Source organism: Dietzia sp. IBK-p2-15D, from assembly GCF_057773105.1.
Window position 1 is genome coordinate 535235 of the sequence record NZ_JBYMTK010000001.1, and the last position, 22414, is coordinate 557648.

25 protein-coding genes are annotated in these 22414 nt (G+C 71.8%); 19 read left to right on the forward strand and 6 right to left on the reverse strand.

Translation table 11 applies throughout. The annotated features are described in order from the left end of the window. Window positions 1-118 precede the first annotated feature (118 nt). The 16 genes from rpsH (at window position 119) to rplQ (ending at window position 10871) form a co-directional block, all read left to right on the forward strand. The gene (gene rpsH, locus AC3DEV_RS02575; RefSeq protein WP_067716657.1) at window positions 119-517 is read left to right on the forward strand and encodes a 30S ribosomal protein S8; all 399 of its coding nucleotides are present in this window, start codon (window positions 119-121) and stop codon (window positions 515-517) included. Window positions 518-529: 12 nt separating this feature from the next. After that, window positions 530-1066, forward strand: a complete 537-nt coding sequence (gene rplF / locus AC3DEV_RS02580; RefSeq protein ID WP_067716654.1) for a 50S ribosomal protein L6 — start codon at window positions 530-532, stop codon at window positions 1064-1066. 2 nt (window positions 1067-1068) lie between these two features. After that, window positions 1069-1464 (forward strand): 50S ribosomal protein L18, encoded by a 396-nt coding sequence (gene rplR, locus AC3DEV_RS02585; protein WP_067716997.1) that lies wholly within the window; start codon window positions 1069-1071, stop codon window positions 1462-1464. Window positions 1465-1507: 43 nt separating this feature from the next. Beyond that, window positions 1508-2164, forward strand: coding sequence for a 30S ribosomal protein S5 (rpsE, locus tag AC3DEV_RS02590; protein ID WP_067716652.1), 657 nt, complete (start codon window positions 1508-1510; stop codon window positions 2162-2164). 2 nt (window positions 2165-2166) lie between these two features. Next, window positions 2167-2349, forward strand: coding sequence for a 50S ribosomal protein L30 (gene rpmD / locus AC3DEV_RS02595; protein WP_067716649.1), 183 nt, complete (start codon window positions 2167-2169; stop codon window positions 2347-2349). Between the two features lie 2 nt (window positions 2350-2351). Continuing rightward, window positions 2352-2801, forward strand: a complete 450-nt coding sequence (rplO, locus tag AC3DEV_RS02600; RefSeq protein WP_067716646.1) for a 50S ribosomal protein L15 — start codon at window positions 2352-2354, stop codon at window positions 2799-2801. A 206-nt stretch (window positions 2802-3007) separates the two neighbouring features. Then, window positions 3008-4330 carry a preprotein translocase subunit SecY gene (gene secY / locus AC3DEV_RS02605; protein ID WP_067716644.1) on the forward strand — a complete coding sequence of 441 codons (1323 nt, stop codon included), beginning with the start codon at window positions 3008-3010 and terminating at the stop codon, window positions 4328-4330. Between the two features lie 48 nt (window positions 4331-4378). Next, window positions 4379-4924, forward strand: coding sequence for an adenylate kinase (locus tag AC3DEV_RS02610; protein ID WP_488371201.1), 546 nt, complete (start codon window positions 4379-4381; stop codon window positions 4922-4924). 8 nt (window positions 4925-4932) lie between these two features. Beyond that, complete coding sequence (gene map, locus AC3DEV_RS02615) at window positions 4933-5736, forward strand: type I methionyl aminopeptidase (RefSeq protein ID WP_488371202.1); 804 nt, start codon at window positions 4933-4935, stop codon at window positions 5734-5736. Between the two features lie 119 nt (window positions 5737-5855). Continuing rightward, window positions 5856-7136 (forward strand): lipase family protein, encoded by a 1281-nt coding sequence (locus tag AC3DEV_RS02620; protein WP_163375607.1) that lies wholly within the window; start codon window positions 5856-5858, stop codon window positions 7134-7136. A gap of 171 nt (window positions 7137-7307) precedes the next feature. Continuing rightward, window positions 7308-7529: a translation initiation factor IF-1 gene (gene infA / locus AC3DEV_RS02625; RefSeq protein WP_005140011.1), complete on the forward strand. Its 222-nt coding sequence runs from the start codon at window positions 7308-7310 to the stop codon at window positions 7527-7529. 166 nt (window positions 7530-7695) lie between these two features. After that, a complete protein-coding gene (gene rpsM / locus AC3DEV_RS02630) occupies window positions 7696-8064 on the forward strand; it encodes a 30S ribosomal protein S13 (RefSeq protein WP_067716635.1) in 369 nt (122 codons plus the stop codon). Beyond that, complete coding sequence (gene rpsK / locus AC3DEV_RS02635; RefSeq protein WP_067716633.1) at window positions 8064-8471, forward strand: 30S ribosomal protein S11; 408 nt, start codon at window positions 8064-8066, stop codon at window positions 8469-8471. Before rpsM ends, rpsK begins: the two co-directional genes overlap by 1 nt. 22 nt (window positions 8472-8493) lie before the next feature. Further along, the gene (rpsD, locus tag AC3DEV_RS02640; RefSeq protein ID WP_067716630.1) at window positions 8494-9099 is read left to right on the forward strand and encodes a 30S ribosomal protein S4; all 606 of its coding nucleotides are present in this window, start codon (window positions 8494-8496) and stop codon (window positions 9097-9099) included. Window positions 9100-9205: 106 nt separating this feature from the next. Then, on the forward strand, window positions 9206-10240 hold the full coding sequence (locus tag AC3DEV_RS02645; RefSeq protein WP_067716627.1) for a DNA-directed RNA polymerase subunit alpha: 1035 nt from the start codon (window positions 9206-9208) through the stop codon (window positions 10238-10240). A 34-nt stretch (window positions 10241-10274) separates the two neighbouring features. Next, a complete protein-coding gene (rplQ, locus tag AC3DEV_RS02650) occupies window positions 10275-10871 on the forward strand; it encodes a 50S ribosomal protein L17 (RefSeq protein WP_067716624.1) in 597 nt (198 codons plus the stop codon). Window positions 10872-11040: 169 nt separating this feature from the next. On the opposite strand, the gene AC3DEV_RS02655 is transcribed toward rplQ, so the two are convergent. After that, on the reverse strand, window positions 11041-11967 hold the full coding sequence (locus AC3DEV_RS02655) for an SGNH/GDSL hydrolase family protein (protein WP_488371203.1): 927 nt from the start codon (window positions 11965-11967) through the stop codon (window positions 11041-11043). 76 nt (window positions 11968-12043) lie between these two features. Here AC3DEV_RS02655 and truA point away from each other — a divergent pair, with 76 nt between their 5' ends. Beyond that, the gene (truA, locus tag AC3DEV_RS02660; protein WP_488371204.1) at window positions 12044-12982 is read left to right on the forward strand and encodes a tRNA pseudouridine(38-40) synthase TruA; all 939 of its coding nucleotides are present in this window, start codon (window positions 12044-12046) and stop codon (window positions 12980-12982) included. On the opposite strand, the gene AC3DEV_RS02665 is transcribed toward truA, so the two are convergent. After that, the gene (locus AC3DEV_RS02665; protein WP_244200757.1) at window positions 12979-13698 is read right to left on the reverse strand and encodes a CPBP family intramembrane glutamic endopeptidase; all 720 of its coding nucleotides are present in this window, start codon (window positions 13696-13698) and stop codon (window positions 12979-12981) included. The genes truA and AC3DEV_RS02665 overlap by 4 nt on opposite strands. Then, window positions 13695-14855, reverse strand: coding sequence for an NAD(P)H-binding protein (locus AC3DEV_RS02670; RefSeq protein WP_488371205.1), 1161 nt, complete (start codon window positions 14853-14855; stop codon window positions 13695-13697). Before AC3DEV_RS02670 ends, AC3DEV_RS02665 begins: the two co-directional genes overlap by 4 nt. 128 nt (window positions 14856-14983) lie before the next feature. On the opposite strand from AC3DEV_RS02670, the gene AC3DEV_RS02675 reads away from it, so the two are divergent. Continuing rightward, entirely contained in the window at window positions 14984-16105 is a 1122-nt protein-coding gene (locus AC3DEV_RS02675; RefSeq protein WP_244200756.1) for a DUF695 domain-containing protein, read from the forward strand. On the opposite strand, the gene AC3DEV_RS02680 is transcribed toward AC3DEV_RS02675, so the two are convergent. Next, entirely contained in the window at window positions 16059-17714 is a 1656-nt protein-coding gene (locus AC3DEV_RS02680; protein ID WP_488371206.1) for a type VII secretion protein EccE, read from the reverse strand. The two genes, AC3DEV_RS02675 and AC3DEV_RS02680, sit on opposite strands and share 47 nt — an antisense overlap. A 148-nt stretch (window positions 17715-17862) precedes the next feature. Between AC3DEV_RS02680 and eccB the strand changes: the two genes are divergently transcribed. Beyond that, a complete protein-coding gene (eccB, locus tag AC3DEV_RS02685; RefSeq protein ID WP_488371207.1) occupies window positions 17863-19305 on the forward strand; it encodes a type VII secretion protein EccB in 1443 nt (480 codons plus the stop codon). 10 nt (window positions 19306-19315) lie between these two features. Here eccB and mycP read toward each other — a convergent pair whose 3' ends face one another. After that, window positions 19316-20749 carry a type VII secretion-associated serine protease mycosin gene (gene mycP, locus AC3DEV_RS02690; protein ID WP_488371208.1) on the reverse strand — a complete coding sequence of 478 codons (1434 nt, stop codon included), beginning with the start codon at window positions 20747-20749 and terminating at the stop codon, window positions 19316-19318. Further along, window positions 20746-22263 (reverse strand): type VII secretion integral membrane protein EccD, encoded by a 1518-nt coding sequence (gene eccD / locus AC3DEV_RS02695; RefSeq protein WP_488371209.1) that lies wholly within the window; start codon window positions 22261-22263, stop codon window positions 20746-20748. The genes mycP and eccD overlap by 4 nt, the downstream gene beginning before the upstream one ends. Window positions 22264-22414: the final 151 nt, after the last annotated feature.

Here is a 22414-nt window from a genome sequence, read left to right on the forward strand (position 1 = left end):
TACAAGAGAACATTCGCACTCTTCGTGATAGGCCCACGACGTCACGTGGGCGGCCCACAGGTCGCCGTACGGGACGTGTTGCATGGGAACCGTTACGAGAAAGGAACATGGTCCATCCATGTCGATGACCGATCCCATCGCGGACATGCTGACGCGTGTGCGTAACGCCAATTCGGCGTACCACGACACCGTGTCGATGCCGCATTCGAAGCTCAAGGGCAACATCGCTGCCATCCTCCAGCAGGAGGGTTACATCGCGGGCTACAACGTCGAGGACGCAGAGGTGGGCAAGAAGCTCACCATCGACCTCAAGTACGGCCCCTCGCGCCAGCGCAGCATCCAGGGCATCAAGCGCATCTCGAAGCCGGGTCTGCGCGTGTACGCCAAGTCCACCGAACTGCCCAAGGTCCTCGGTGGCCTGGGCGTCGCGATCATCTCGACGTCCCAGGGTCTGCTCACGGACCGCCAGGCGAACAACAAGAAGGTGGGCGGGGAAGTCCTCGCCCACGTCTGGTAAGGGGGGCGAGAAATGTCACGTATCGGCAAGGCTCCGATCACCGTCCCGTCCGGTGTCGACATCAGGGTCGACGGCCAGACCGTCACCGTCAAGGGTCCCAAGGGCGAGCTCTCGCAGGTTCTGCCCGGGGCGATCTCGGTCTCGATCGAGGACGGCACCGTCACGGTAAACCGTCCCGACGACCACCGCGACAACCGGTCACTGCACGGCCTGTCCCGCTCGCTGGTCAACAACATGATCGTCGGCGTCACGGAGGGCTACAAGCAGGACATGGAGATCTTCGGCGTCGGTTACCGCGTCGTGGCCAAGGGCCAGGATCTCGAATTCGCCCTGGGCTACTCGCATCCGGTTCCGGTCACCGCTCCCGACGGCATCACGTTCGCCGTCGACGGTGCGACCAAGTTCTCGATCTCCGGGATCGACAAGCAGCAGGTGGGCCAGATCGCCGCCAACATCAAGCGACTGCGGAAGCACGACCCGTACAAGGGCAAGGGCATCCGCTACGCCGGCGAACAGGTCCGTCGCAAGGTCGGAAAGACGGGTAAGTGATCATGAGCAGCACCAAGAAGCGTTCACCGCTGGGCACCGATGTCTCCACCGCACGTCGCGAGGGTCGCGCCCGGCGCCATTACCGACTCCGCAAGAAGGTCTCCGGTACGCCGGAGCGTCCGCGGTTGGTCGTCAACCGGTCCTCGCGTCACATCCACGCCCAGATCATCGACGATCTGGCCGGCCACACGCTGGCCGCAGCCTCCACCATCGAGGCGGATGTGCGCTCCCTCGAGGGCGACAAGAAGGCCCGCAGCGCGAAGGTCGGCCAGCTCCTGGCCGAGCGCGCCAAGGCTGCCGGCATCGACGCCGTCGTGTTCGACCGTGGTGGCAACAAGTACCACGGCCGGATCGCGTCCCTCGCCGACGCCGCCCGCGAGGGTGGGCTGGAGTTCTGATGACCAACACCACTGCACTGTTCGCTAACGGAAGGACCGTCTGATGCCGGGACGTCAGCGTCGTGACGGCGGAAGCAACGGCCCCGCCGCAGACAACAAGACCACCACCGACAACGCCCAGGGCCGCGGCGGAGACCGCGGTCGTGGCCGGGGTCGCGACGATCGTCGCGGCCGCGACGAGGAGAAGTCGCAGTACATCGAGCGCGTCGTCACCATCAACCGTGTCTCCAAGGTCGTCAAGGGTGGTCGGCGCTTCAGCTTCACCGCCCTGGTGATCCTGGGTGACGGCAACGGCATGGTCGGCGTCGGGTACGGCAAGGCCAAGGAGGTGCCGGCGGCGATCCAGAAGGGATCGGAGGAGGCACGGAAGAACTTCTTCCGCGTTCCGCTCATCGCCTCCACCATCCCCCACCCGATCCAGGGTGAGGCTGCTGCCGGCGTCGTCATGCTCCGCCCCGCCTCGCCGGGTACCGGTGTCATCGCCGGTGGCGCCGCTCGCGCGGTGCTCGAGTGTGCCGGAGTCAACGACATCCTGTGCAAGTCTCTGGGGTCGGACAACGCCATCAACGTGGTCCACGCGACCGTGGCGGCGCTCAAGGGTCTGCATCGTCCCGAGGAGGTCGCGGCTCGTCGCGGCCTGCCGATCGAGGACGTCGCGCCCGCGGGTATGCTCCGTGCGCGTGCCGGACAGGGGGCCTGATCATGGCTAGCCTCAAGATCACCCAGGTCCGCGGGACCGTGGGGACCAAGAAGAACCAGCGGGACTCCCTGCGTACGCTCGGCCTCAAGGGCATCCGGAAGACGGTCGTGCGTGAGGACAACGCGCAGACCCGGGGTCTCATCAACGTCGTGAACCACCTCGTCGTGGTCGAAGAGACGGAGTGAGAATGACTATCAAGTTGCATCACCTGCGCCCGGCTCCCGGGTCGCACGCCGAGAAGATCCGTGTGGGTCGCGGCGAGGGCGGCAAGCGCGGCAAGACCGCCGGCCGCGGTACCAAGGGCACCAAGGCGCGTAAGAACGTCCCCGCGGCGTTCGAGGGCGGCCAGATGCCGATCCACATGCGGCTCCCGAAGCTCAAGGGCTTCAAGAACCGCAACAAGGTCGTCTTCCAGGTCGTCAACGTGTCCGACATCCAGCGGCTGTTCCCGCAGGGCGGCGAGGTCGGCGTGTCCGAGCTCGTGGCCGCGGGCGCGGTCCGGAAGAACCAGCCGGTCAAGGTGCTGGGCGACGGGGACATCTCCGTGGCCGTCACCGTGACCGCCGACAAGGTCTCCGCCTCGGCCAAGAGCAAGATCGAGGCCGCCGGCGGAAGCGTGTCGGAGGCCGGGGCCTGATACCCCGCCCGGCCCGTTCACGGGTCGATGACGGGTGCAGGGGTCGGGTCCGAGAGTCTCGGATCCGGCCCCTGCGCTCGTCTTGATAGAGTTTTCCCGTTGTGCGTTTCGGGGTCGGCGCCCGCCGGAAGGTCGGCCCGACTTCCCCCGGCGCATCTGCTTTCGACGACCGGCGGCCCGACGGCCGACCACGACCAGGAGGACATGTGCTCTCCGCACTCGCGTCCGCGATCAAGGACCGGGACCTGAGGAAGAAGATCTTCTTCACCCTGGGGATCATCATCCTCTACCGGATCGGCGCGCAGATCCCGTCGCCCGGCGTCGACTACCCCAAGCTCCGGGGTCTGCTCGACACGGCGATGACCGGGGACAACGCACAGTTGTTCTCCCTGGTGAACCTCTTCTCCGGTGGCGCCCTGCTGCAGTTGTCGGTCTTCGCGATCGGCATCATGCCCTTCATCACCGCGAGCATCATTGTCCAGCTGCTCACGGTGGTGATCCCGTACTTCGAGCAGTTGAAGAAGGAGGGGCAGTCCGGCCAGGCGAAGATGACGCAGTACACGCGTTATCTCACCATCGCGCTCGCCGTCCTGCAGTCCGCCGGCATCGTCGCGCTGGCCGACCGGGGGCAGCTCCTCGGCAACGGCCAGTCCGTCCTGATGGACGACAACATCCTCACGCTGCTCACCATCGTCATCGTCATGACCGCGGGCGCCGCACTCGTCATGTGGTTCGGTGAACTCATCACCGACCGTGGCGTCGGTAACGGGATGTCGCTGCTCATCTTCGCCGGCATCGCGTCCCGCATCCCGGCCGAGGGCGTGAACATCTACCAGAACTCGTCGACCATGAAGTTCGCGGCCGTCATGTTCGCGGTCGTCCTCATCGTCGTCGCCGTCGTTTTCGTCGAGCAGGGTCAGCGCCGGATCCCCGTCCAGTACGCCAAGCGCATGGTCGGCCGTCGCCAGTACGGCGGCACCTCCACGTACCTGCCGCTCAAGGTCAACCAGGCCGGCGTCATCCCGGTGATCTTCGCGTCGTCGCTGATGTACGTGCCGATCCTCATCACCCAGCTGATCCAGGGGCCCGAGCCGTCGAGCGACGGGTTCTGGCAGCGGTACGTCATGCAGTACCTGCAGAACCCCTCCAGCTGGGGCTACATCCTCCTGTACTTCGCCCTCATCATCTTCTTCGCGTACTTCTACGTGGCCATCCAGTTCGACCCGATGGAGCAGGCCGAGAACATGAAGAAGTACGGCGGGTTCATCCCGGGCATCCGCCCGGGCCGCCCGACGGCCGAATACCTGGGCTATGTCCTCAACCGGATCCTGCTGTTCGGTTCGCTGTACCTCGGTCTGATCGCGGTACTCCCCAACGTCTTCCTCGACATGGGCAGCGGGGGTGGAGATCTGCAGAACATGCCGTTCGGCGGCACCGCTGTGCTCATCATGGTCTCCGTGGGCCTCGATACCGTGAAGCAGGTCGAGGCGCAGCTGATGCAGCGCAACTACGAGGGCTTCCTCAAGTAGGCGCGGCCTCGTCCGAGCACACCAACTGTAGAAAGGCTGGTCCCCACCATGCGTCTCGTCCTCCTCGGCCCTCCCGGAGCCGGCAAGGGCACCCAGGCTGCTCTGCTCTCGGAGAAGCTCGGCGTCCCACACATCTCGACGGGTGATCTGTTCCGCGCCAACATCTCCCAGGGCACCGACCTCGGGAAGGAGGCCAAGAGCTACATCGACGCCGGCAACCTCGTCCCCGCCGAGGTGACGAACCGCATGGTCGCCGCGCGCATCGCCGAGCCCGACGCCACCGAGGGCTTCCTCCTGGACGGGTACCCCCGCAGTGCAGCGCAGGCGGACGCGCTCAAGGAGATGCTCGGCGAGGCCGGCCACTCCCTCGACGCGGTCCTCGAGTTCAAGGTCGACGACGACACCGTGGTCGCGCGCATGCTCGCCCGGGGGCGCGAGGACGACACCGAGGACGTCATCCGGAACCGCATGTCGGTGTACCGGTCGGAGACGGCCCCGCTGCTTGAGTACTACGCCGGCGAGGTCAAGAGCATCGACGCCGTCGGTGAGGTCGACGAGATCAACGCACGCGCGCTCGCCGCGCTGGGTCGCTGACGCCCGCCGTGTTCGGACGGTCCCGCAAGGGCGTGGTCCCCGCGCGTACCCCGGGTGAGTTGGACGCCATGGAGGCGGCCGGTCGTATCGTCGGACGGGCGTTGATCGCCGCCCGTGAGGCCGCTGTCCCGGGTGCCACCACCGGTGACCTCGACGAGGTCGTCGAGCAACTGATCCGGGACGCCGGGGCCGTGCCGTCCTTCAAGGGGTACGAGGGGTTCCCGGGATCGATCTGCTCCTCGGTCAACGACGTCGTGGTGCACGGGATCCCCGGGCCCGACACCGTCCTGGGGGACGGGGACCTCGTCTCCGTCGACTGCGGCGCCATCCTCGACGGGTGGCACGGGGACTCCGCGTGGTCATTCGGGGTGGGGACTCTCGCCCCGGAGGTCGCGACCCTCAACGACGCCACGCGGGAGGTCCTCGAGGAGGGCATCCTGGCGATGCTGCCCGGGAACAAGCTCACCGACGTCTCGCACGCTCTCGAGGTGGCGACGCGTAGGGCGGAGGAGCGTCACGGCGTCAGCCTGGGCATCGTCGACGGTTTCGGGGGCCACGGGATCGGCCGCGAGATGCACGAATGGCCGTTCCTCGCCAACGAGGGCAAGCCCGGACGCGGCCCCCGGCTGCAGGAGGGTTCGGTCCTGGCGGTCGAGCCGATGCTCGTGCTGGGCGGTGAGACCGACACCCGGACCCTGTCCGATGACTGGACGGTCGTCACCGTCGACGGGGCGCCGGCGGCGCACTGGGAACACACGGTCGCCGTGACGGCGGACGGCCCCCGGATCCTCACGCCCCGCCCGCGCAGCTGAGGACGCACCGCGACCGGGGTCGCCACTCCGGGGGATCGGAGAGGGTCGACCGCTGACGGTCGCCCACACCGGGTTACAGTGTGTGCCGGTAGTGAACATATGCTTCGAAAGGTCCCGGCATGCTCGCTGAGCAGGAGTCCGTCGCGCGTCGATCAGTCGTACGGGGAGCCGTCGCGCTGGTCGTGACGCTCGCTGTCGCCCTCGTCCACATCTCGGGCCCGGGCGTCGCCCCCTCCACCGCCCAGTCGGTGATGGAGGGGGGCGCGGGGTCGATCGAGGCGGATCCCCAGCCGGGGCCGTTCTACCACGCCGATCCGCAACACCTCGCGGACGCCCCTCTCGGTGAGGTGATCAACTCCCGGGACGTGACCATGCCGGCGTTCCTCGGATACCGGGTCACCGAGATCGCCTACCGGTCGACCGACTCCCGCGATCGGCCGCTACTGGCCACCGCGACGGTCGTCCGGCCGCACCACGCCCGCCCCGACGGTCCGGTGTTGAGCTACCAGCACTACCTCAATGCGCTCGGACAGCGATGCGCGCCCACCGAGACCCTCGTCCACCCGACGCTGGAGACCGTGCAGGACAACGCGATGGTGTTCCTACGGACGCGTCTGGACCAGGGATGGACGGTCATCATCCCGGACCACCTCGGTCCGAAGGTCGCCTATCCCGGCGGTCAGTTGTCGGGCCGGATCGTGTTGGACGGGATGCGTGCGGTGCGGGACGACCCCCGCTTCGATTCCAGGCACAGCCGGTTCGGCGCCCTCGGCTACTCCGGGGGCGGCATCGCGAGCGCGTGGGTGTCGCTCCTGCACGACGACTACGCCCCGGACGTGAATCTCGTCGGGGTGGCGCAGGGCGGTGTCCCGACCGACATGACCACGATGGCGCGGATGGTCGGCAACTGGCCGCACCCGGCGTTCGGCCTGGCGTTCGCCGCGGCTGTCGGCATGGCACGGGAGTACCCGGAGGCGATTCGGCTCGAGGAGAAGCTCACGCCGGACGGGTGGGCGCTCTACAGCCAGCTGAAGGGGCGCTGCACCGCGACCCTGTTGACGGTCGGGGCTTTCCGGTCCGTCCCGATGGTCCTCCGGGGAGGCGACCTCCTGGCAGAGGAGGGGCTGATGCGGGCGTTCGCGGAGAACAGCATCCGTCAGAGCCCGGACGTGCCCCGGGTCCCGGTGTTCATGTGGCATTCCGGGACCGACCCGCTCGTGCCGTTCTGGGACGCGGAGGAGACCGCCAAGCGGTACTGCCGAGAGGGCGCGCCGCTGACGTGGGAGCCGGGACTCGCGCCGGAGCACCTCATGGGCGCGGTGGAGAAACTGCCCGCGGCGATGAACTGGCTCCAGCAGCGCTTCGACGGGGTGCCCGCGGGGCGGGCCTGCTACGTCTGACCGTCGGTCACCGGGACCGCCGAGGGGACGTCGAGCGGGCGGCGAGGGCCCTGTCGGTGCCCGATTGGCGCAGATCCATCACCTGACGTAGGCTTATACGTCGGTGTGCCCACCAGTGCACCGACAATCCGGTAGACGTCACCCGGGGAATCGTGGAGGACCGTAACCAGCATGGCAAAGAAAGACGGAGCCATCGAGGTCGAGGGCCGTGTCGTTGAGCCGTTGCCGAACGCAATGTTCCGCATCGAACTCGAGAACGGGCACAAGGTCCTCGCACACATCAGTGGGAAGATGCGGCAGCACTACATCCGCATCCTCCCCGAGGACCGCGTGGTCGTGGAGCTCTCGCCCTACGACCTGACCCGCGGCCGGATCGTCTACCGGTACAAGTAAGACGCTCAACTCCCCGCACCAGCCGCCGAGCCCCACAGGGGCCGGCGGGATCACACCCTCGGAAGCGGAGGCCGGGGCCCCGGACGGTTGCTCATCGTGAGATGACCATCCGACAACGGGGACGGTCGGGGAGCAGACCTACCGCACGACGAAAGAGAAACGCCACATGGCACGTCTAGCCGGCGTTGATCTCCCGCGCGACAAGCGCATGGAGATCGCGCTCACCTACATTTTCGGCATCGGTCGCACCCGGTCGCTGGAGATCCTGGGGCGTACGGGCATCAGCCCGGATCTGCGCACCAAGGACCTCACCGACGAGCAGTTGACCGTCCTTCGTGACGACATCGAGGGCAACTACAAGGTGGAGGGTGACCTCCGCCGCGAGGTCCAGGGCGACATCCGCCGGAAGATCGAGATCGGTAGCTACCAGGGCCTGCGCCACCGCCGTGGCCTGCCGGTCCGTGGACAGCGCACCAAGACCAACGCCCGTACCCGTAAGGGTCCGAAGAAGACCGTCGCCGGAAAGAAGAAGTAATGCCCCCCAAGTCACGCGCTGCGGGCCCCAAGAAGACGGGCCGTCGCAAGGAAAAGAAGAACGTGCCCCTGGGCCAGGCCCACATCAAGAGCACGTTCAACAACACGATCGTCTCGATCACCGACCCGTCCGGTGGCGTCCTCGCATGGGCGTCCTCCGGCCACGTCGGCTTCAAGGGCTCGCGCAAGTCGACGCCCTTCGCCGCCCAGCTCGCCGCCGAGAACGCGGCCCGCAAGGCGCAGGAGCACGGCGTCAAGAAGGTCGACGTGTTCGTCAAGGGCCCCGGCTCGGGACGTGAGACCGCGATCCGCTCGCTCCAGGCCGCCGGCCTCGAGGTGGGCACGATCTCCGATGTCACCCCCCAGCCCCACAACGGCTGTCGTCCGCCCAAGCGGCGTCGAGTCTGAGCCGGAAGGAACGCACTAAATCATGGCACGTTACACCGGCCCCGTCACCCGCAAGTCCCGCCGTCTGGGCGTGGACCTCGTGGGTGGAGACACCGCATTCGAGCGTCGGCCCTTCCCGCCCGGTCACCACGGCCGTGCGCGGATCAAGGAGTCCGAGTACCGCACCCAGCTGCAGGAGAAGCAGAAGGCCCGCTTCACCTACGGCGTGATGGAGAAGCAGTTCCGTCGTTACTACGAGGAGGCGAACCGCCGCGCCGGCAAGACCGGTGAGAACCTCCTGCAGATCCTCGAGTCGCGACTGGACAACGTCGTGTACCGCGCGGGTCTCGCGCGGACGCGTCGCCAGGCCCGTCAGCTCGTGGCCCACGGTCACTTCCTGGTCAACGACCAGAAGGTCACCATCCCGAGCTACCGGGTCTCGCAGTACGACATCGTCGACGTCCGTCCCAAGTCCACCAAGATGGACTGGTTCGAGATCGCCCAGGAGACCCTCGGCGAGCGTCCCGTCCCGGCGTGGCTGCAGGTCGTCCCGACGACCCTGCGGGTCCTCGTCCACCAGCTCCCCGAGCGCGCGCAGATCGATGTGCCGCTGCAGGAGCAGTTGATCGTCGAGCTCTACTCGAAGTGATCTGTCCCCCCTCGTCGCCGGGCGGGCCGCACACCGCGGCCCGCCCGGCGACGGTGGGTTCCCACGGCGTCAAATAGCGGGCGTCGAGAATCGAAAGAGGTAGCACATGCTCATCTCCCAGCGGCCCACCCTCACCGAGGAGGTCGTCTCCGAGAACCGCTCGCGGTTCGTGCTCGAGCCCCTCGAGCCCGGTTTCGGCTACACCATCGGCAACTCGCTGCGGCGCACGCTGCTGTCGTCCATCCCGGGCGCGGCCGTGACCAGCATCCGCATCGAGGGCGTCCTGCACGAGTTCACTACCGTGCCTGGCGTGAAGGAGGATGTCACCGACATCATCCTCAACCTCAAGGGCCTGGTCGTCTCGTCCGTCGAGGACGAGCCGGTCACCATGTACCTCAAGAAGCAGGGTCCGGGAGCCGTCACCGCCGGTGACATCGTCCCGCCCTCCGGCGTCGAGGTGCACAACCCGGACCTGCACATTGCCACCCTCAACGAGAAGGGTCGGCTGGAGATCGAGCTGGTCGTCGAGCGTGGCCGCGGCTACGTTCCCGCCGGGCTCAACAAGGACGCGGGCCACGAGATCGGCCGGATCCCGGTCGACTCGATCTACTCGCCCGTGCTCAAGGTGACCTACAAGGTCGAGGCCACCCGTGTGCACCAGCGCACCGACTTCGACCGTCTGGTCCTGGACGTCGAGACCAAGAACTCGATGACCGCCCGGGACGCCCTGGCGTCCGCCGGCAAGACCCTCGTCGAGCTCTTCGGCCTCGCCCGTGAGCTCAACGACGAGGCGGAGGGCATCGAGATCGGGCCGAGCCCGGCCGAGGCCGACCACATCGCCGCCTACGGTATGCCGATCGACGACCTGGACCTGTCGGTCCGGTCCTACAACTGCCTCAAGCGCGAGGGCGTCCACACCGTGGGCGAGCTCGTGGCCCGCAGTGAGTCGGACTTGCTCGACATCCGGAACTTCGGACAGAAGTCGATCGACGAGGTCAAGGTCAAGCTCGTGGAGCTGGGCCTGTCCCTCAAGGACGCGCCCCCCGGATTCGATCCCGCCTCGGTCGCCGGCTACGACGCCGAGACCGGCACGTGGACCGACGAGGGCGGCGAGGATTACGCCGAGACCGAGCAGCTCTGACGAGCGCCCGGAACACCATTCCTAGGAGAATCTGATGCCCAAGCCCAAGAAGGGCGCCCGCCTCGGCGGATCCGCCGCCCACCAGCGGCTCATCCTCTCGAACCTGGCCACCCAGCTGTTCGAGCACGACGCGATCCGCACCACGGAGACCAAGGCGAAGCTGCTGCGCCCCTACGCGGAGAAGCTCATCACCAAGGCGCGTCGTGGCACGCTGGCCGACCGTCGTGAGGCCGCCAAGGTCATCCGCGACAAGGACGTCCTGCACAAGCTGTTCGCCGAGATCGGCCCCCGGGTCGCGAACCGCGATGGTGGCTACACCCGGATCGTCAAGCTCGAGAACCGCAAGGGCGACAACGCGCCCATGGCGATGATCGCGCTCGTCACCGAGGAGCTCGCCTCCGCCGAGGCCTCGCGCGCCACCCGTGCCGCGGCGTCCAAGGCGGCCACCGCGCCGGCCGCGGCCCCCGCGGAGTCCACCGACGACGTCACGGCCGAGGCCGAGGCCAACAGCCCGATCGCCGATCAGGTCGAGGCCGCCGACGACGCACAGGTCGACGCCGCGGAGGAGACCGCCGAGGCCGTGTCCGAGGACACCACGCACGCCGAGGGCGAGGACGCCGACAAGGCCTGATCGCCAGCATCGGATCACGCCGTCAGGGCCCCGCCACCGCATCACGCGGTGGCGGGGCCCTCGTCGTCGATCCGGGGTGGCCGCGTGGGAGCGGCGCACGGGATCGGCGCGTGGGAGCGGGAGTGCAGGCGCGGGCGCGCCCGGCGCGGGCGCGCCAGGTGCGGTGGGGTCAGAGTCTGTCGGCCACCGCCGCGGCCATCGCGCGCTGGCCGGCCGCGGTCGGGTGCATCGGATGCGAGCCGGTCTCCGCACCGGTGAAGTCGGTGTACCGCTCGTCCGCCGGGGCGCAGGCGTGGCGTTCCCCGGCGTCGTCGGGGACGACGATCTCGGCGCCGGCCCGGACGGCCGCGTCGGTCACCGCGCTGTTGACCCGGTCGGTGACGTCCCGCGTCCAGGTGACGTCGCCGGGGCTGACGCGTTCGGTGAAGTCGCAGCCGCCGTCCGGCGGCACGAGTGGCATGTACGCGGTCACCACGACGCGGGCCGCGGGGGACCGCTCCCGGATCCCGGCGTGGACCGCGTCGAGACGTGCCCCGAGCCCCTCGAGTGACGACGAGACCCCCGCGGACAACCGTTCGCGGCAGGGGGCCCCGTCTGTAGCCCTGGGCGTCTGCATCACGCACCCGGCGATCGCGCCGAACCCGATGTCGTTGCCGCCGATGGAGAGCGTCACGAGGTCGGTGTCGGCGGTGAGGGCGTCGAACTGCGGTGGTGTCTGCGCGATCTGGGGCGCCGTCATGTCCACGGTCCTCGCGCCGCCACACGTGACGTCCACGAACTCGTCGACGTCCAGCTGCTCGGCGAGCACCGACGGGTAGTTGAGCGACGATCGCAGGCACCCCGCCGGCCCGCTCGTGGGGGCGCCGGTCGGGCCCAGGGCGGCGAACGAGTCGCCCAGCGCCACGTATCGCCCTATCGCCGGCCCGGCCTCGCTGGTGGTGTCGGTACTGGTGGTGTCGGTGGTGGTGCCGGTGGCGGCGGCACCGGCCGCGGCGGGCGGGGCCTCGTCGTCGTCGCCGGGGGCACACGAGGCCAGGGCGAGGGCGACGGCCGCACCGACGGCGAGGAGCGCGGCGCGGTGGGGGGACGGGGACATGGTCCCATGGTGCCGGAACGGCCCGCGGCGGGCGGTGTGGCGGGCACGCGCGGCGGTGGTCTAGCGTCTGTAGGCCGTGAGCACCCGCCGGATCCGCCTGGACGTCGCCTACGACGGCACCGACTTCTCCGGCTGGGCTCGCCAGCCCGGACTGAGGACCGTGTGCGGGGTGCTCGAGGCCGAACTCGCGAAGATCCTGCGCAATCCCGTCGTCCTCACGGTCGCCGGTCGCACCGACGCCGGGGTGCACGCGCGAGCGCAGGTGTGTCATCTCGACGTGGACCCGCAGTGGTTGGACCAGCGCTCGCTGGAGGGACGCCCGGAGGCGCTCGTGCGTCGGCTCGCGCGGCTGCTGCCGGCGGACATCGCGGTGATGGCCGCCCGGTGGGTCCCGGAGGAGTTCGACGCCCGGTTCTCCGCGCTGCGCCGGCACTACGAGTACCGCCTCACCACGGCACCGTGGGGACCCGAGCCGACCCGCGCCCGCGACACCGCCGCCTGGCAGCGCGGCGCCGACCTCGACGCGATCCGCGACGCGTCCGAACGGCTGCTGGGGCTACACGACTTCGCCGCGTTCTGCCGTCGCCGGGAGGGCGCCACCACCATCCGTGAGCTGCAACGCTTCGACTGGCGTGCCGAGCCGGACCCGCGCGGCGAGCACGCGCCGGGGGCCGCCGAGGTGTGGACGGCGTCGGTGAGCGCGGACGCGTTCTGCTGGTCGATGGTGCGCAGCCTCGTGGGCGCCGTGATGGCGGTGGGGGAGGGCCGGCGCAGCCCCGACTGGATCAGCGGGCTGCTCACCGAGACCGAGCGGTCGTCCGCGGTTCCGGTCGCGCCGGCGTGCGGACTGGCCCTGGTGGGGGTGGACTACCCGGCCGACTCCGACCTGGCGGCGCGCAACCTCGTCACCCGCGAGGTGCGGCCGGGGCCGGGCGGGGCGGCGGGCACCGATGACGGAGCCGGGCCGGGCGCGGCGTCCGGGACGGGGTCCGGCGCGGGCTGCTGTGGGGACTAGACCGGCGCCGCGTCAAGGATCGGGCCCAGGGCGAACAGCATGACCATCGACCACGCCACGTGGGTGATCGCCGGGCCCAGCACTCCGCCGGTGGCCCGCCGCTGGACGGCGGTGACCAGTCCCAGGATGACGGCCGCGAGGACGAGAAGTGGGATCCCCGCGGTGGCCGTGACGGTCGCGTAGATCACCGTCGTCGTGAGGATCGGCCGCAGGTTGGCGACGGCCGAGTACACGGCGCCGCGGTGGAAGCACTCCTCGGCGATGCCGTTGACCGCGGTGAGGAGCGCCACCAGGACGAGGTTGCCCACGGTGGCGTGGTCGAGCAGGGCGTCGACGGGGTCGCGCAGCGGCTCGATCCTCGCCACCACGAGCCCGCCGAGGCAGAACACCACGGCGAGCGCGGCGGCGGTGAGCACCGACGACAGGACGGGCCGGCGGGGCCGGTACGGCTCGCAGCCCACCCGGATCGGCCCGGAGGCGAACGCCCCGCCGAGCCACACCGCGGCCAGCAGTGCGGTGGCGGGGTAGAACATGGCGTCGCCGGCGGGTATCCGTAGCGCCCACGCGTTCACCGCCGCGCCGACGACGAGGGTGACGACGACGACGAGGACACGCCTCCGGCCCGGCCGCGAGGGCGCGGTGTCCATCTCGCCCGATCGCAGCGCCCGCAGGTACCGGTGGGTGGGCGAGGCGGGCGCCTCTCGCTGGTCGCTCATCGCCCGCCGCGCACACGCCCGATGGTGGGCGGGCGGACCCCGGCCCAGTCGGCGTCCGAGGGCAGCAGGCGCGCGGGATCGTCCAGCGGGTCGGCCCCGTCCCACAGTGGCGGTCGAGCCGGGCCGTGGGGGACCCGCAGGGCCTCGCGCAGCGCATCCCGGTAGCTGGTCCGTCCGCCGGGCGGGGGGCCGAGCACCTCGTCGGCGTCGTCGACCAGTACCACGGCCTCGCAGCGCAGTGATTCCACCAGGGGCTTGGCCAGGCCGGGTTCGAGCGGGGTGACCAGTCCCATCCACAGGGAGGACAGCTTGGGCGTGAGGACGGGGACCGGGACCATGAGGCGGCGACGCAGGCCGGCCTCCTCGGCGTAGATCTGCATCATCTGGCCGTACGTCAGCACGTCCGGGCCGCCCACGTCGATGGCCCGTCCGTGGGCGAGGTCGCCCTCGAGGGGGCACGTGGTGGCCGCGGCGAGGTAGTGCACCACGTCGCGCACGGCGATGGGTTGGATCCGGTTGCTGACCCACTTGGGCGTGACCATCCCCGGCAGGCGGGTGGTGAGGTGGCGGATCATCTCGAACGAGGCGGAGCCCGATCCGATCACCACCCCGGCCTGGATCACGAGCGCGGGAACGGTGGACTCCAGCATGATCCGGGCGACGTCGGCTCGGGAGCGCAGGTGCGGGGAGAGGTCCGTCTCGTCCTCGGGGTGGAGGCCGGACAGGTGGACGATGCGCTCGATGCCCGCCTCCTCGGCGGCCCGGACGAACGCCTCGGTGGTCTCGCGCTCCTCCCGCTCGAAGTCCTTGGAGTCACCCATCGAGTGCACGAGGTGACAGGCGACGTCGACGTCGCGCAGGGCGGAGCGCAGCGCGTCGGCGTCCCCGAGGCCGCCGGAGTGGATGGTCACCTCGTCGCGCCACGGCACGTCGTCGAGGCGCTTTGGCGTCCGGGCCAGCACGGACACCTCGGCGCCGTCGGCCAGTAGTCGGGGGACGAGCCGCGACCCGATGTAGCCGGTCGCGCCGATCACGAGCACCCGCGGGCCGCTCCGGCCGTCGTGGCCGGGGCGGGGCTGCGGGCCGGGCCGCCGCGTCGGCTCCGGGTCCTCGGGCGTACCGGAGGAGAGTCGGGCCAGATCATGTGGCGTGGTCATACCCACGACACTGCCAGCGTGGGCGCGCGGGCGCACCCGCTTCAGGCCCCGGGAGTGCCCGCTCGGGACCTGGCGGGTGTGTCGGCGCGGGCACGATCGTCGGGTTATCCGGATACTGGGGTGGAGACATGTTCACGAGGACCGCGGTGACGGGAGGAGAACAGATGGCGATCCGTGCGGTGCGACCCCGGCAGCTCTCGCGATCGCTGGACTTCTCCGGCGTCCGCGTGGAGACGGCCCGACTGCGGTCGGACAGGGCCGTGACCACCTTCTGGCGATGGTGGGCGGAGGGCGGCAGGCGCCGCGCGACGGCAGCGCTCGACTCGGGCGACGCCCGCCGGGTGGTCCCGGAGATCACCTCGCTCATCGAGGCCATCGACCCCGGCCTGTCGTGGGAGTTCGTCCCGGCACGCGAGGGCGGGCCGCACCGCCTCACCGTCACCGCCGCGGGGGTGCCCGAGCTGCGTGGTGCCGCGCGCCGGTGGCTGGCGGCGGCGCCGGACGCCGATGAGTCGTGGTCCTTCGCCGACCTGCGCGAGCCGGTCCGGGGCTGCGCGATGTACTTCCGGGACCGCCGGCTGGATTTCGACCAGGCGGAGGTCGTGGTGGACTTGGGCCTGTCCCGCGCCGACGTCACCGTGCACCACCCGGCGTTCACCGGGCTGTCCGGCGCGGACCTGGGGATCGCCGCATACCTGCTGCTGGACGCCCTGTGCGGTGAGGAGCAGGTGGAGACCTGGGTCGGCCTGATCCGCGCCAACGCCACCGCGCCCGGTATCGAGGCGGTCCCGCTCTGGGAACTGCCGGAGATCCTCTGCGAGCTAGCGGCGGACAACACCGATGAGCTGGGCGACCCGGCGTGGCAGATCCTCCACGGGGAGACGGGCCGCGGACCGCTCGTGGCCGTGGTCCGGGTCCCGCTGGTCGCGCTGTCGGCGCCGGAGTTCGACCGCCACGTCGCGGTCCACGTCCCGTATACGGATGTAGAGGACGGCGGGTTGCCCGGGTCCCTGTCCCTGCCGGGCCTACGGGACCTGGAGGACCACCTGGTCGAGCGCCTCGAGGGCAACGGGGAATGCGTCGGAGCGGAGAGCTGCGACGGCCGTCGCCTCCTGCACTTCTACGTGGACTCCACGACCCCCGCGCACGAGCAGCTGCGGGTGGCCGCGTCCGGGTGGGATCAGGGCGAGGTGACCGTCACCGTCACCGATGATCCGGGGTGGCGGAAGGTGCAGCACCTGAGGGTGTGAGACCGTCCGTCGCGAGACCGTCCGGTGACGCAAGCGGCCCGACGAACGGGTCCTCGCCCGGCCCCGCCACGACCGAGACGCGGCGGGGTTCGCCGGCCCGTGGTTCCACGGAGATCCACCCGTCGATCCGGCCGTCCAGGACGAGGTCGGGTGGCGCGGCGGCCGAGGCCAGGCGGCTGGTGCCGCGCAGCTCCCAGTCGGCGTCCACCCGGATGACGGTGGGTGGGGTGACGTCCGGGCCGCCCGGCCCGGCGAGCGCGTCGATCCTGCCCTCCGTCAGCGGGCCGTCGACGTCCCACATCACGGCGTCGACAGGGGCACCCACGTCGGAGGAATCGGGGTCGACGATCCGGTAGCGGGTCTCGTCACCGATCGCGGTCAGCGGGCTCCACCGGTCGGGGACATCGGTCACCACGGCCACCCGGTATCCGGCCGCGACCGCGCGGAACGCGACCTGCCGGCAGACGGCGGGCCGGGCGGCGAGCAGGACCGACCGCAGGTGGGGGCCGGCGAGCTGGATGGCGGCTGCGGCGCCGGTGCGGGTCGCGCCGAGGATCTGGCCGCAGCCGTGGGCGGGCGGGGCGAGGTCGGCGAGGTCGTCGACCGACCGCCGGGCGAGAGATCCGGCGATCGCGTCGGGCAGGGCCTCGCCGGGTACGGGCGACACCCGCCCCGACGCAAGCGGGTGGCAGGCGGCGGTGGCGGTCGGCGGGATCGCACCTGCCACCTCCCGCTCCGACACCCCGGCCAGGCCCACCGTGGTGACCATGTCCACCACGTCGTCGCGCCCCTCCACCCGTCGCAGCCGGATGACCTCGGTGAGGCGGTCCGCCCGGACCGCGGTGAGCCCGTCGATCACGGCCCTCGGGTCCGCCGACGGCCGGACCACCAGCCCCGTCCCGGGCCCGGGGTCGGCCTCGGCGTCGAGATAGACCTCGGCGAGCTCGGCGGCGTCGAGAACGCGGCACGGCACCCCGTGATGGACCAGCGCGCGCCGTAGCCTCTCCGTGGCCACCGCGACCACCTGCTCCAGCGAGCCGGCCGCTCCTGTCCCCGACCCCGTCCCCATCGCCAGCCGGGCGAGGTCGAACCGCACCAGGAGGTGCACGCGCCGGTGCGAGATCAGAGCCAGCGGTCCGACCAGGGAGTCGTACACCTCGCCGTCGTCGCCGTCGGCCGCGCGACGACCGTCGACCACCACGTCGATTCCCTCCAGGACCACCCCGCCCTGGTCGAGTTGACGCGCCACGACGGCGAGGGGCAGGCAGACGCCGCGGTGGTCGGCCGGGTCGTCGCGCCCCACCTCGGTGGCCACGAGCGCGCCGGCCGAGACCTCGACGGCCGTGGTGACGACCAGGTCACCCTCGACGCACCCGACGGCCGACCGGTCGGGGGCGACGAGGTCCACCACGTCCACGGGCCGCCGCCGGGGGGCCCGGTCCCGCGACAGCAGTGGTCGCCCACCGCGCCGCGCGGTGATCACGGCGGCCCCCGTCGCGGCCACGAGGAGCTGCATCCACGGCTGCCAGGTCGGCGGACACACCGCGGTGAGCACGAGTGTCGCGAGGAGGACGGCCGACAGTCCCGCGAGGGTCGGAACCGCCGTCATATCCCCACCCCTCCGCGACGCCCGCGACACCCCGGCCGCGCCCGGTCTGCGGCCTCGGAAGACCGGCCACGGGGGCCGGATCGTGGCGTACCCTACCCCCGGTGCCCCCGGTCGCGGTGGTGTCACATCGGGGGAGGGAGCCGGGGCCGTGCCGCTCAAGCCGACGACCAGGGCGCAGGTGGACGGACACCGTTTCCTCACCCGCCGGGCCCGGCACGCCGTGGTCGCCCGCGATGTCCGGATGCTGCACGACCCCCTCAAACGCCAGACCACCGGACTGACGGTGGGTGTGGTCGGCGCCGTCATCGGGGTCGCCGGGGCCGCGGTGCTGGCGCTGCTCGACCCCGCCCCGGACGTCGACGCCACGACGATCATGGTGGGGCGGGACTCCGGGCAGATGTACGTCCGCGCCGGCGAGACCGTCCACCCCGTCCACAACCTCGCGTCGGCGCGGCTCGTTCTGGGTGAGCCCGCCGAGCCCCGCACCGTGCGCGACGCCGACGTCGCGGGCACGCCGCGGGGCGGGCTGCTCGGCATCCCCGGGGCACCGTCCGCGTTGCCCGCCCACCGCGACGCCGGTGCCGCGGCCGCCGTGTCGTGGACGGTGTGTGACGAGGTGGCCGACGCCGAGCGCGGACGCCCGCGCGTCACGGCCACGAGCATCGTCGCCCGCGAGGAGGCTGGGCCGGGCCGGGACACGGGCGCCGACGAGGTCGTGTTGGCCGAGCAGGACGGGACGGGGTGGCTGTTGCGCGACGGCACCCGCGCGCGGATCGATCTGGAGGACGGCGACCTGCTGTCGATCCTCGGCCTGGCCGGGGTCGACCCGCGCCCGGTCACGGCGGCGCTGGTGGATCCACTACCCGAGGTCGACCCGGTGCGCCGACCGGTGATCGACATGGCCGGTGAGCCGGTGGACTACGGGCTGGACGGGCTCCGGATCGGGCAGGTGTTCACCGTCGACACGGCCACTGGCACGCGCACCCACGTGGCACTGGCGGACGGGGTGCAGGAGGTGGGGCCCGTGCTGGCGGACGTCATCCGGTCGACGTCGACGGTCGGGTCGGTCGTCCGGGTGCCGCCGGACCGGATGTGCGTGCCGAGGTCGGTCGCACTGGACACCGAGGCGTTCCCGGGCCGGCGACCGTCGGTGCTGGACACCGCCGGCTCGCCGGTGCTGTGCGTCCGCGATGCGGGCAGGAGGGACTCGGCCACGCGTCTCGTCACGCTCGTGGTGGGGGCGCCCGCTCCGGGCCCGGGCGAGGTGCGGGAGGTGGCCGGGGCCGACGGGGGCGGGCCCGCGGTGGACGCGGTGGGAATCCCGGGGGGTGGGCTGCTGGTGGCGGCGACGGGTCGCGGCACGACCACGCGCAGTGCCGTGACGACCATCGTCTCCGATACCGGCGTGAGGTTCGACGTGCCCGATGCCCCGACCGCCGCGATGCTGGGACTGGGCGGGACACCGGTACCGGTGGACGGGGGTGTCCTCGACCGGCTCCCGGCCGGGCCGCGCCTGGATCGCGGGTCGGCGCTGGTCGCCCGCGACGGTGCCGACGCTGAGATCGTGGGACAGGCCACCGCGACCGGGTGACCCGCGGTGGTCAGGCCCGGGTGTCCCGGTCGCCGCGGGGCCGGAGGAGCACGACGACGACGAGGGCGATCGTTCCCAGAGCGAGAGAGCCCGCCGCCACGGCCGCGCCGACGCCGGCACCCGGTGGGCCCGGCTCGGCCGGGGGTGCGGCGATCGCGGTGGTCGCGGGCGCGGGGCGTCCGATCCTGCGGACCCCCGTCACCGCCGCCACGGGGTCGACCACTCCGTGCCCCACCGCGAAATCGTGGCCGCCGGCGGCGGGGATCGCGGTGTTCTCGATCCGCGCGATCACCTGGCGTGCCGTGAGCCCGGGGTGGGCCTGCCGGACCAGCGCGGCGGTGCCGGCGACGAACGGCGCGGCGAAGCTGGTGCCGGTGACGGGCGTGCGCGAACCGTCCCCGGCCACCACGACGTCGGACACCCCGGCCCCGTCCGCGCCGACGGACCGCAGGCCCACCGCCGGCGCGGCGACGTCCACCCACGGGCCGCGCAGGGAGAAGTCGGCGGGGGCGCCGTCGGCGTCGACGCCGGCGACGGTGAGGACGTGCTCGTCGTACCAGGCGGGGGAGGCGACGGTGAGCACGTCGTCCCAGCCGTCGTCGCCCGGAACCGAGGGGTCGGCGGCACCGGGGTTCTGGTCCCCGCACGCGTCACCGACGTTGCCGGCGGCGGCGACCAGCACCACGTCGTGGTCCACGGCGGCATAGCGGATCGCGCCGCCGAGGGTCGCGTCGGCGAGCACCGTGCCGGCCGGTACGCACGCCACCTCGGAGATGTTGATGACGTCCGCCCCCGCGTCGACGGCGGCCCGGATCGCGCGTGCCAGGGAGGACAACGTGCCGACCCCGGCACCGACGGTCGGGCCGTCCGGTCCGCGGCTCCGGTCACGGGCCTGGGGGCGCAGAACGCTGCTGGACTGGCGGATGGAGACGATCTCGACCCCGGGCGCGACCCCGGAGTGTCCGGTCTCGTCCTCGGTGGCGGCGAGCACTCCCGCCACCAGGGTGCCGTGTGCGTCGCAGTCCTCGGTGCCGTCGCGACCGGGGACCACGTCACCGGCGCCCCGTACCCGGGGCAGGCGTGGACCGGGGTTGACGCCGGTGTCGATCACGGCCACGACCTGACCCTCGCCGCGGCCGTGGATCCAGGCCCCGCCCAGCTCGGCCGCCGTGGCGGACGGGGGCGACACCCCGGGATCGAGGACGGCCGCGGTGGTCCGGCAGGGGCCGTCCAGGCGCAGGGGGCCGGCGTCGAGCCCGGTGGCCGCCGGGACCGGCCCATCGATCGCCGGGCGCTCCAGTGCGGCCGCGACGGGCGCCCCGGAGAGCTGCCCGGAGAGGACGGCGACCAGCAGTACGGCGGCGGCCCCGGGCGCGGCTGCACTGTGCGCGGCGCGGGACCCGGGCCCGCCCCCGCTCGTGTCGGAGGTGCGTCGGATCCTCATCGCTGCCGGACGAGCGAGTAGACCTCCATCGCGCCCACGGCGAGGGGGACGACCACGCAGATCCCGATCGCCTCGACCACGCCCACGGCCCGCAGGGCGGCGGGCGAGAGGTCGACGTGGGGCACCACCGAGGCGGCCACCACGACGGCCGCCGACACCGCGACGGCCGCCGGCACCACCACGCCCACCGGGGACGCGACGGTGATCCCCGCGCCCACCAGTACCCCCGCGGTGAGGACGAGCGCGGACGCGAGCAGCACGGCGGTGTGTACGCGGTCCGCGTAGCCGAGGCCCCGCAGCACCAGGACGACGATGAGGACCAATGCGAGCGGTGCCGCCCAGCGGGTCGCACCGGCGTCCCCGGTCAGGGACGTGAGCGACCCGATGGTGCTGACCGCCCCCGCCGCCGCCAGCAGGCCGGTGAGCCACGACCGCGAGGTGTGGAACCGGTGCCGCAGCACGTCCGGGGTCGGCAGGGGCCCGCCGGCCCGGCCCCGCACGTCGTGGTCGATCTCCTCGAGGTCCCCGGCCTCGACGTCCTCGCCGGGGGCGGGCACGGGCGGGATGGGGATCCGGGCGGCCCAGACCGCGATCCGCGGCGCGGCGGTGAGCAACACGAGCGCGACGAGGACGGCCCCGGCTCCCGCCGCCGCGGCCGGGACGCGGGTCGTGGCGACCACCATCGCGCCGACCGCCCCGGACGCCAGTGAGACGGCCGCGGCCAGGTAGCCGGCGGCCGTGGCGTACGCGTGCGGCCCCGGGCGGTACACAGTCCACCGGAGGACGCCCGCGAGCACCGCCCCGGCGGTCAGTCCGCCCACGAGGTGGCCGGCGCCGACGGGCGGCCCGCCCACGGTGGCGCCGGCCAGCACGGTGAACCCGACCGCGCACGCGCCGGCGACGGCGTGGGCCGCGCCGGGCGCCGGGGTGCGGCGCAGAGCCAGCACGGCCGCCAGGCCGATCAGGGCGAGGATGAGCGCGACGAGGGGGACCGCGGGCCCGCCTCCGGTCGCCCATTGGCGCACCAGCGCCACCGTGGCCGCAGCGGCCGCCACCGCCGCAGTCGCGGTCGCGGTGGTGACCGCGTCGCGCCGGTCCCAGGTGGGGGAGCGAGCCACGTCCGGTTCGGTGAGACCCTGCAGGACGTCGTCGAAGAGCGGCGCCGGCGTCGGGACGGGGCGGTGGTCGAGGACGAGGATCTCCCCGTCGTGCACCCGCTGCTGCGCGAGCGTCTCCGAGACCGCGAGGGGCCCGCCGGCGAGTCGGGAGAGCTGCCAGGACCCGCCGGTGTCGCCGCCCATCCGGGCGTCGACATCGACGCCGGAGGCCGGACCGGCGATCGCGCGGATGTGCTCCCGGATCAGGTCCACGACCTCCGGGATCACCGCGACCAACTCGAGGTGGGCGGGCAGACTCAGGTCCACCCGGGTGGAACGGCACACGATCGACACCCGACGCTGGTCCAGGGGTTCGACGCCCGCCGCGACCTCCCGGATCCCACTGCGTTGCGACACTCCAGATCCTCCCGATCCCGCCCGGATGGTGCCCCCGTCAGGACGTGTACTGCCCTAACATCGCCATCCGATACGCCGATATTGTCGGGTCGGACGGGCGCTCGTGGGGACGCCATCTCCCGGCGGCGGGGTCACACCCGGCGGGAGCGAA

Excerpts from the sequence above, each read along its gene's own strand:
- rpsH (WP_067716657.1), top strand. The coding sequence starts at position 119 with ATGTCGATGACCGATCCCATCGCGGACATGCTGACGCGTGTGCGTAAC.
- rplF (WP_067716654.1), top strand. The coding sequence starts at position 530 with ATGTCACGTATCGGCAAGGCTCCGATCACCGTCCCGTCCGGTGTCGAC.
- rplR (WP_067716997.1), top strand. The coding sequence starts at position 1,069 with ATGAGCAGCACCAAGAAGCGTTCACCGCTGGGCACCGATGTCTCCACC.
- rpsE (WP_067716652.1), top strand. The coding sequence starts at position 1,508 with ATGCCGGGACGTCAGCGTCGTGACGGCGGAAGCAACGGCCCCGCCGCA.
- rpmD (WP_067716649.1), top strand. The coding sequence starts at position 2,167 with ATGGCTAGCCTCAAGATCACCCAGGTCCGCGGGACCGTGGGGACCAAG.
- rplO (WP_067716646.1), top strand. The coding sequence starts at position 2,352 with ATGACTATCAAGTTGCATCACCTGCGCCCGGCTCCCGGGTCGCACGCC.
- AC3DEV_RS02610 (WP_488371201.1), top strand. The coding sequence starts at position 4,379 with ATGCGTCTCGTCCTCCTCGGCCCTCCCGGAGCCGGCAAGGGCACCCAG.
- AC3DEV_RS02620 (WP_163375607.1), top strand. The coding sequence starts at position 5,856 with ATGCTCGCTGAGCAGGAGTCCGTCGCGCGTCGATCAGTCGTACGGGGA.
- infA (WP_005140011.1), top strand. The coding sequence starts at position 7,308 with ATGGCAAAGAAAGACGGAGCCATCGAGGTCGAGGGCCGTGTCGTTGAG.
- rpsM (WP_067716635.1), top strand. The coding sequence starts at position 7,696 with ATGGCACGTCTAGCCGGCGTTGATCTCCCGCGCGACAAGCGCATGGAG.
- rpsK (WP_067716633.1), top strand. The coding sequence starts at position 8,064 with ATGCCCCCCAAGTCACGCGCTGCGGGCCCCAAGAAGACGGGCCGTCGC.
- rpsD (WP_067716630.1), top strand. The coding sequence starts at position 8,494 with ATGGCACGTTACACCGGCCCCGTCACCCGCAAGTCCCGCCGTCTGGGC.
- AC3DEV_RS02645 (WP_067716627.1), top strand. The coding sequence starts at position 9,206 with ATGCTCATCTCCCAGCGGCCCACCCTCACCGAGGAGGTCGTCTCCGAG.
- rplQ (WP_067716624.1), top strand. The coding sequence starts at position 10,275 with ATGCCCAAGCCCAAGAAGGGCGCCCGCCTCGGCGGATCCGCCGCCCAC.
- AC3DEV_RS02655 (WP_488371203.1), bottom strand. The coding sequence starts at position 11,967 with ATGTCCCCGTCCCCCCACCGCGCCGCGCTCCTCGCCGTCGGTGCGGCC.
- AC3DEV_RS02665 (WP_244200757.1), bottom strand. The coding sequence starts at position 13,698 with ATGAGCGACCAGCGAGAGGCGCCCGCCTCGCCCACCCACCGGTACCTG.
- AC3DEV_RS02670 (WP_488371205.1), bottom strand. The coding sequence starts at position 14,855 with ATGACCACGCCACATGATCTGGCCCGACTCTCCTCCGGTACGCCCGAG.
- AC3DEV_RS02675 (WP_244200756.1), top strand. The coding sequence starts at position 14,984 with ATGTTCACGAGGACCGCGGTGACGGGAGGAGAACAGATGGCGATCCGT.
- AC3DEV_RS02680 (WP_488371206.1), bottom strand. The coding sequence starts at position 17,714 with ATGACGGCGGTTCCGACCCTCGCGGGACTGTCGGCCGTCCTCCTCGCG.
- mycP (WP_488371208.1), bottom strand. The coding sequence starts at position 20,749 with ATGAGGATCCGACGCACCTCCGACACGAGCGGGGGCGGGCCCGGGTCC.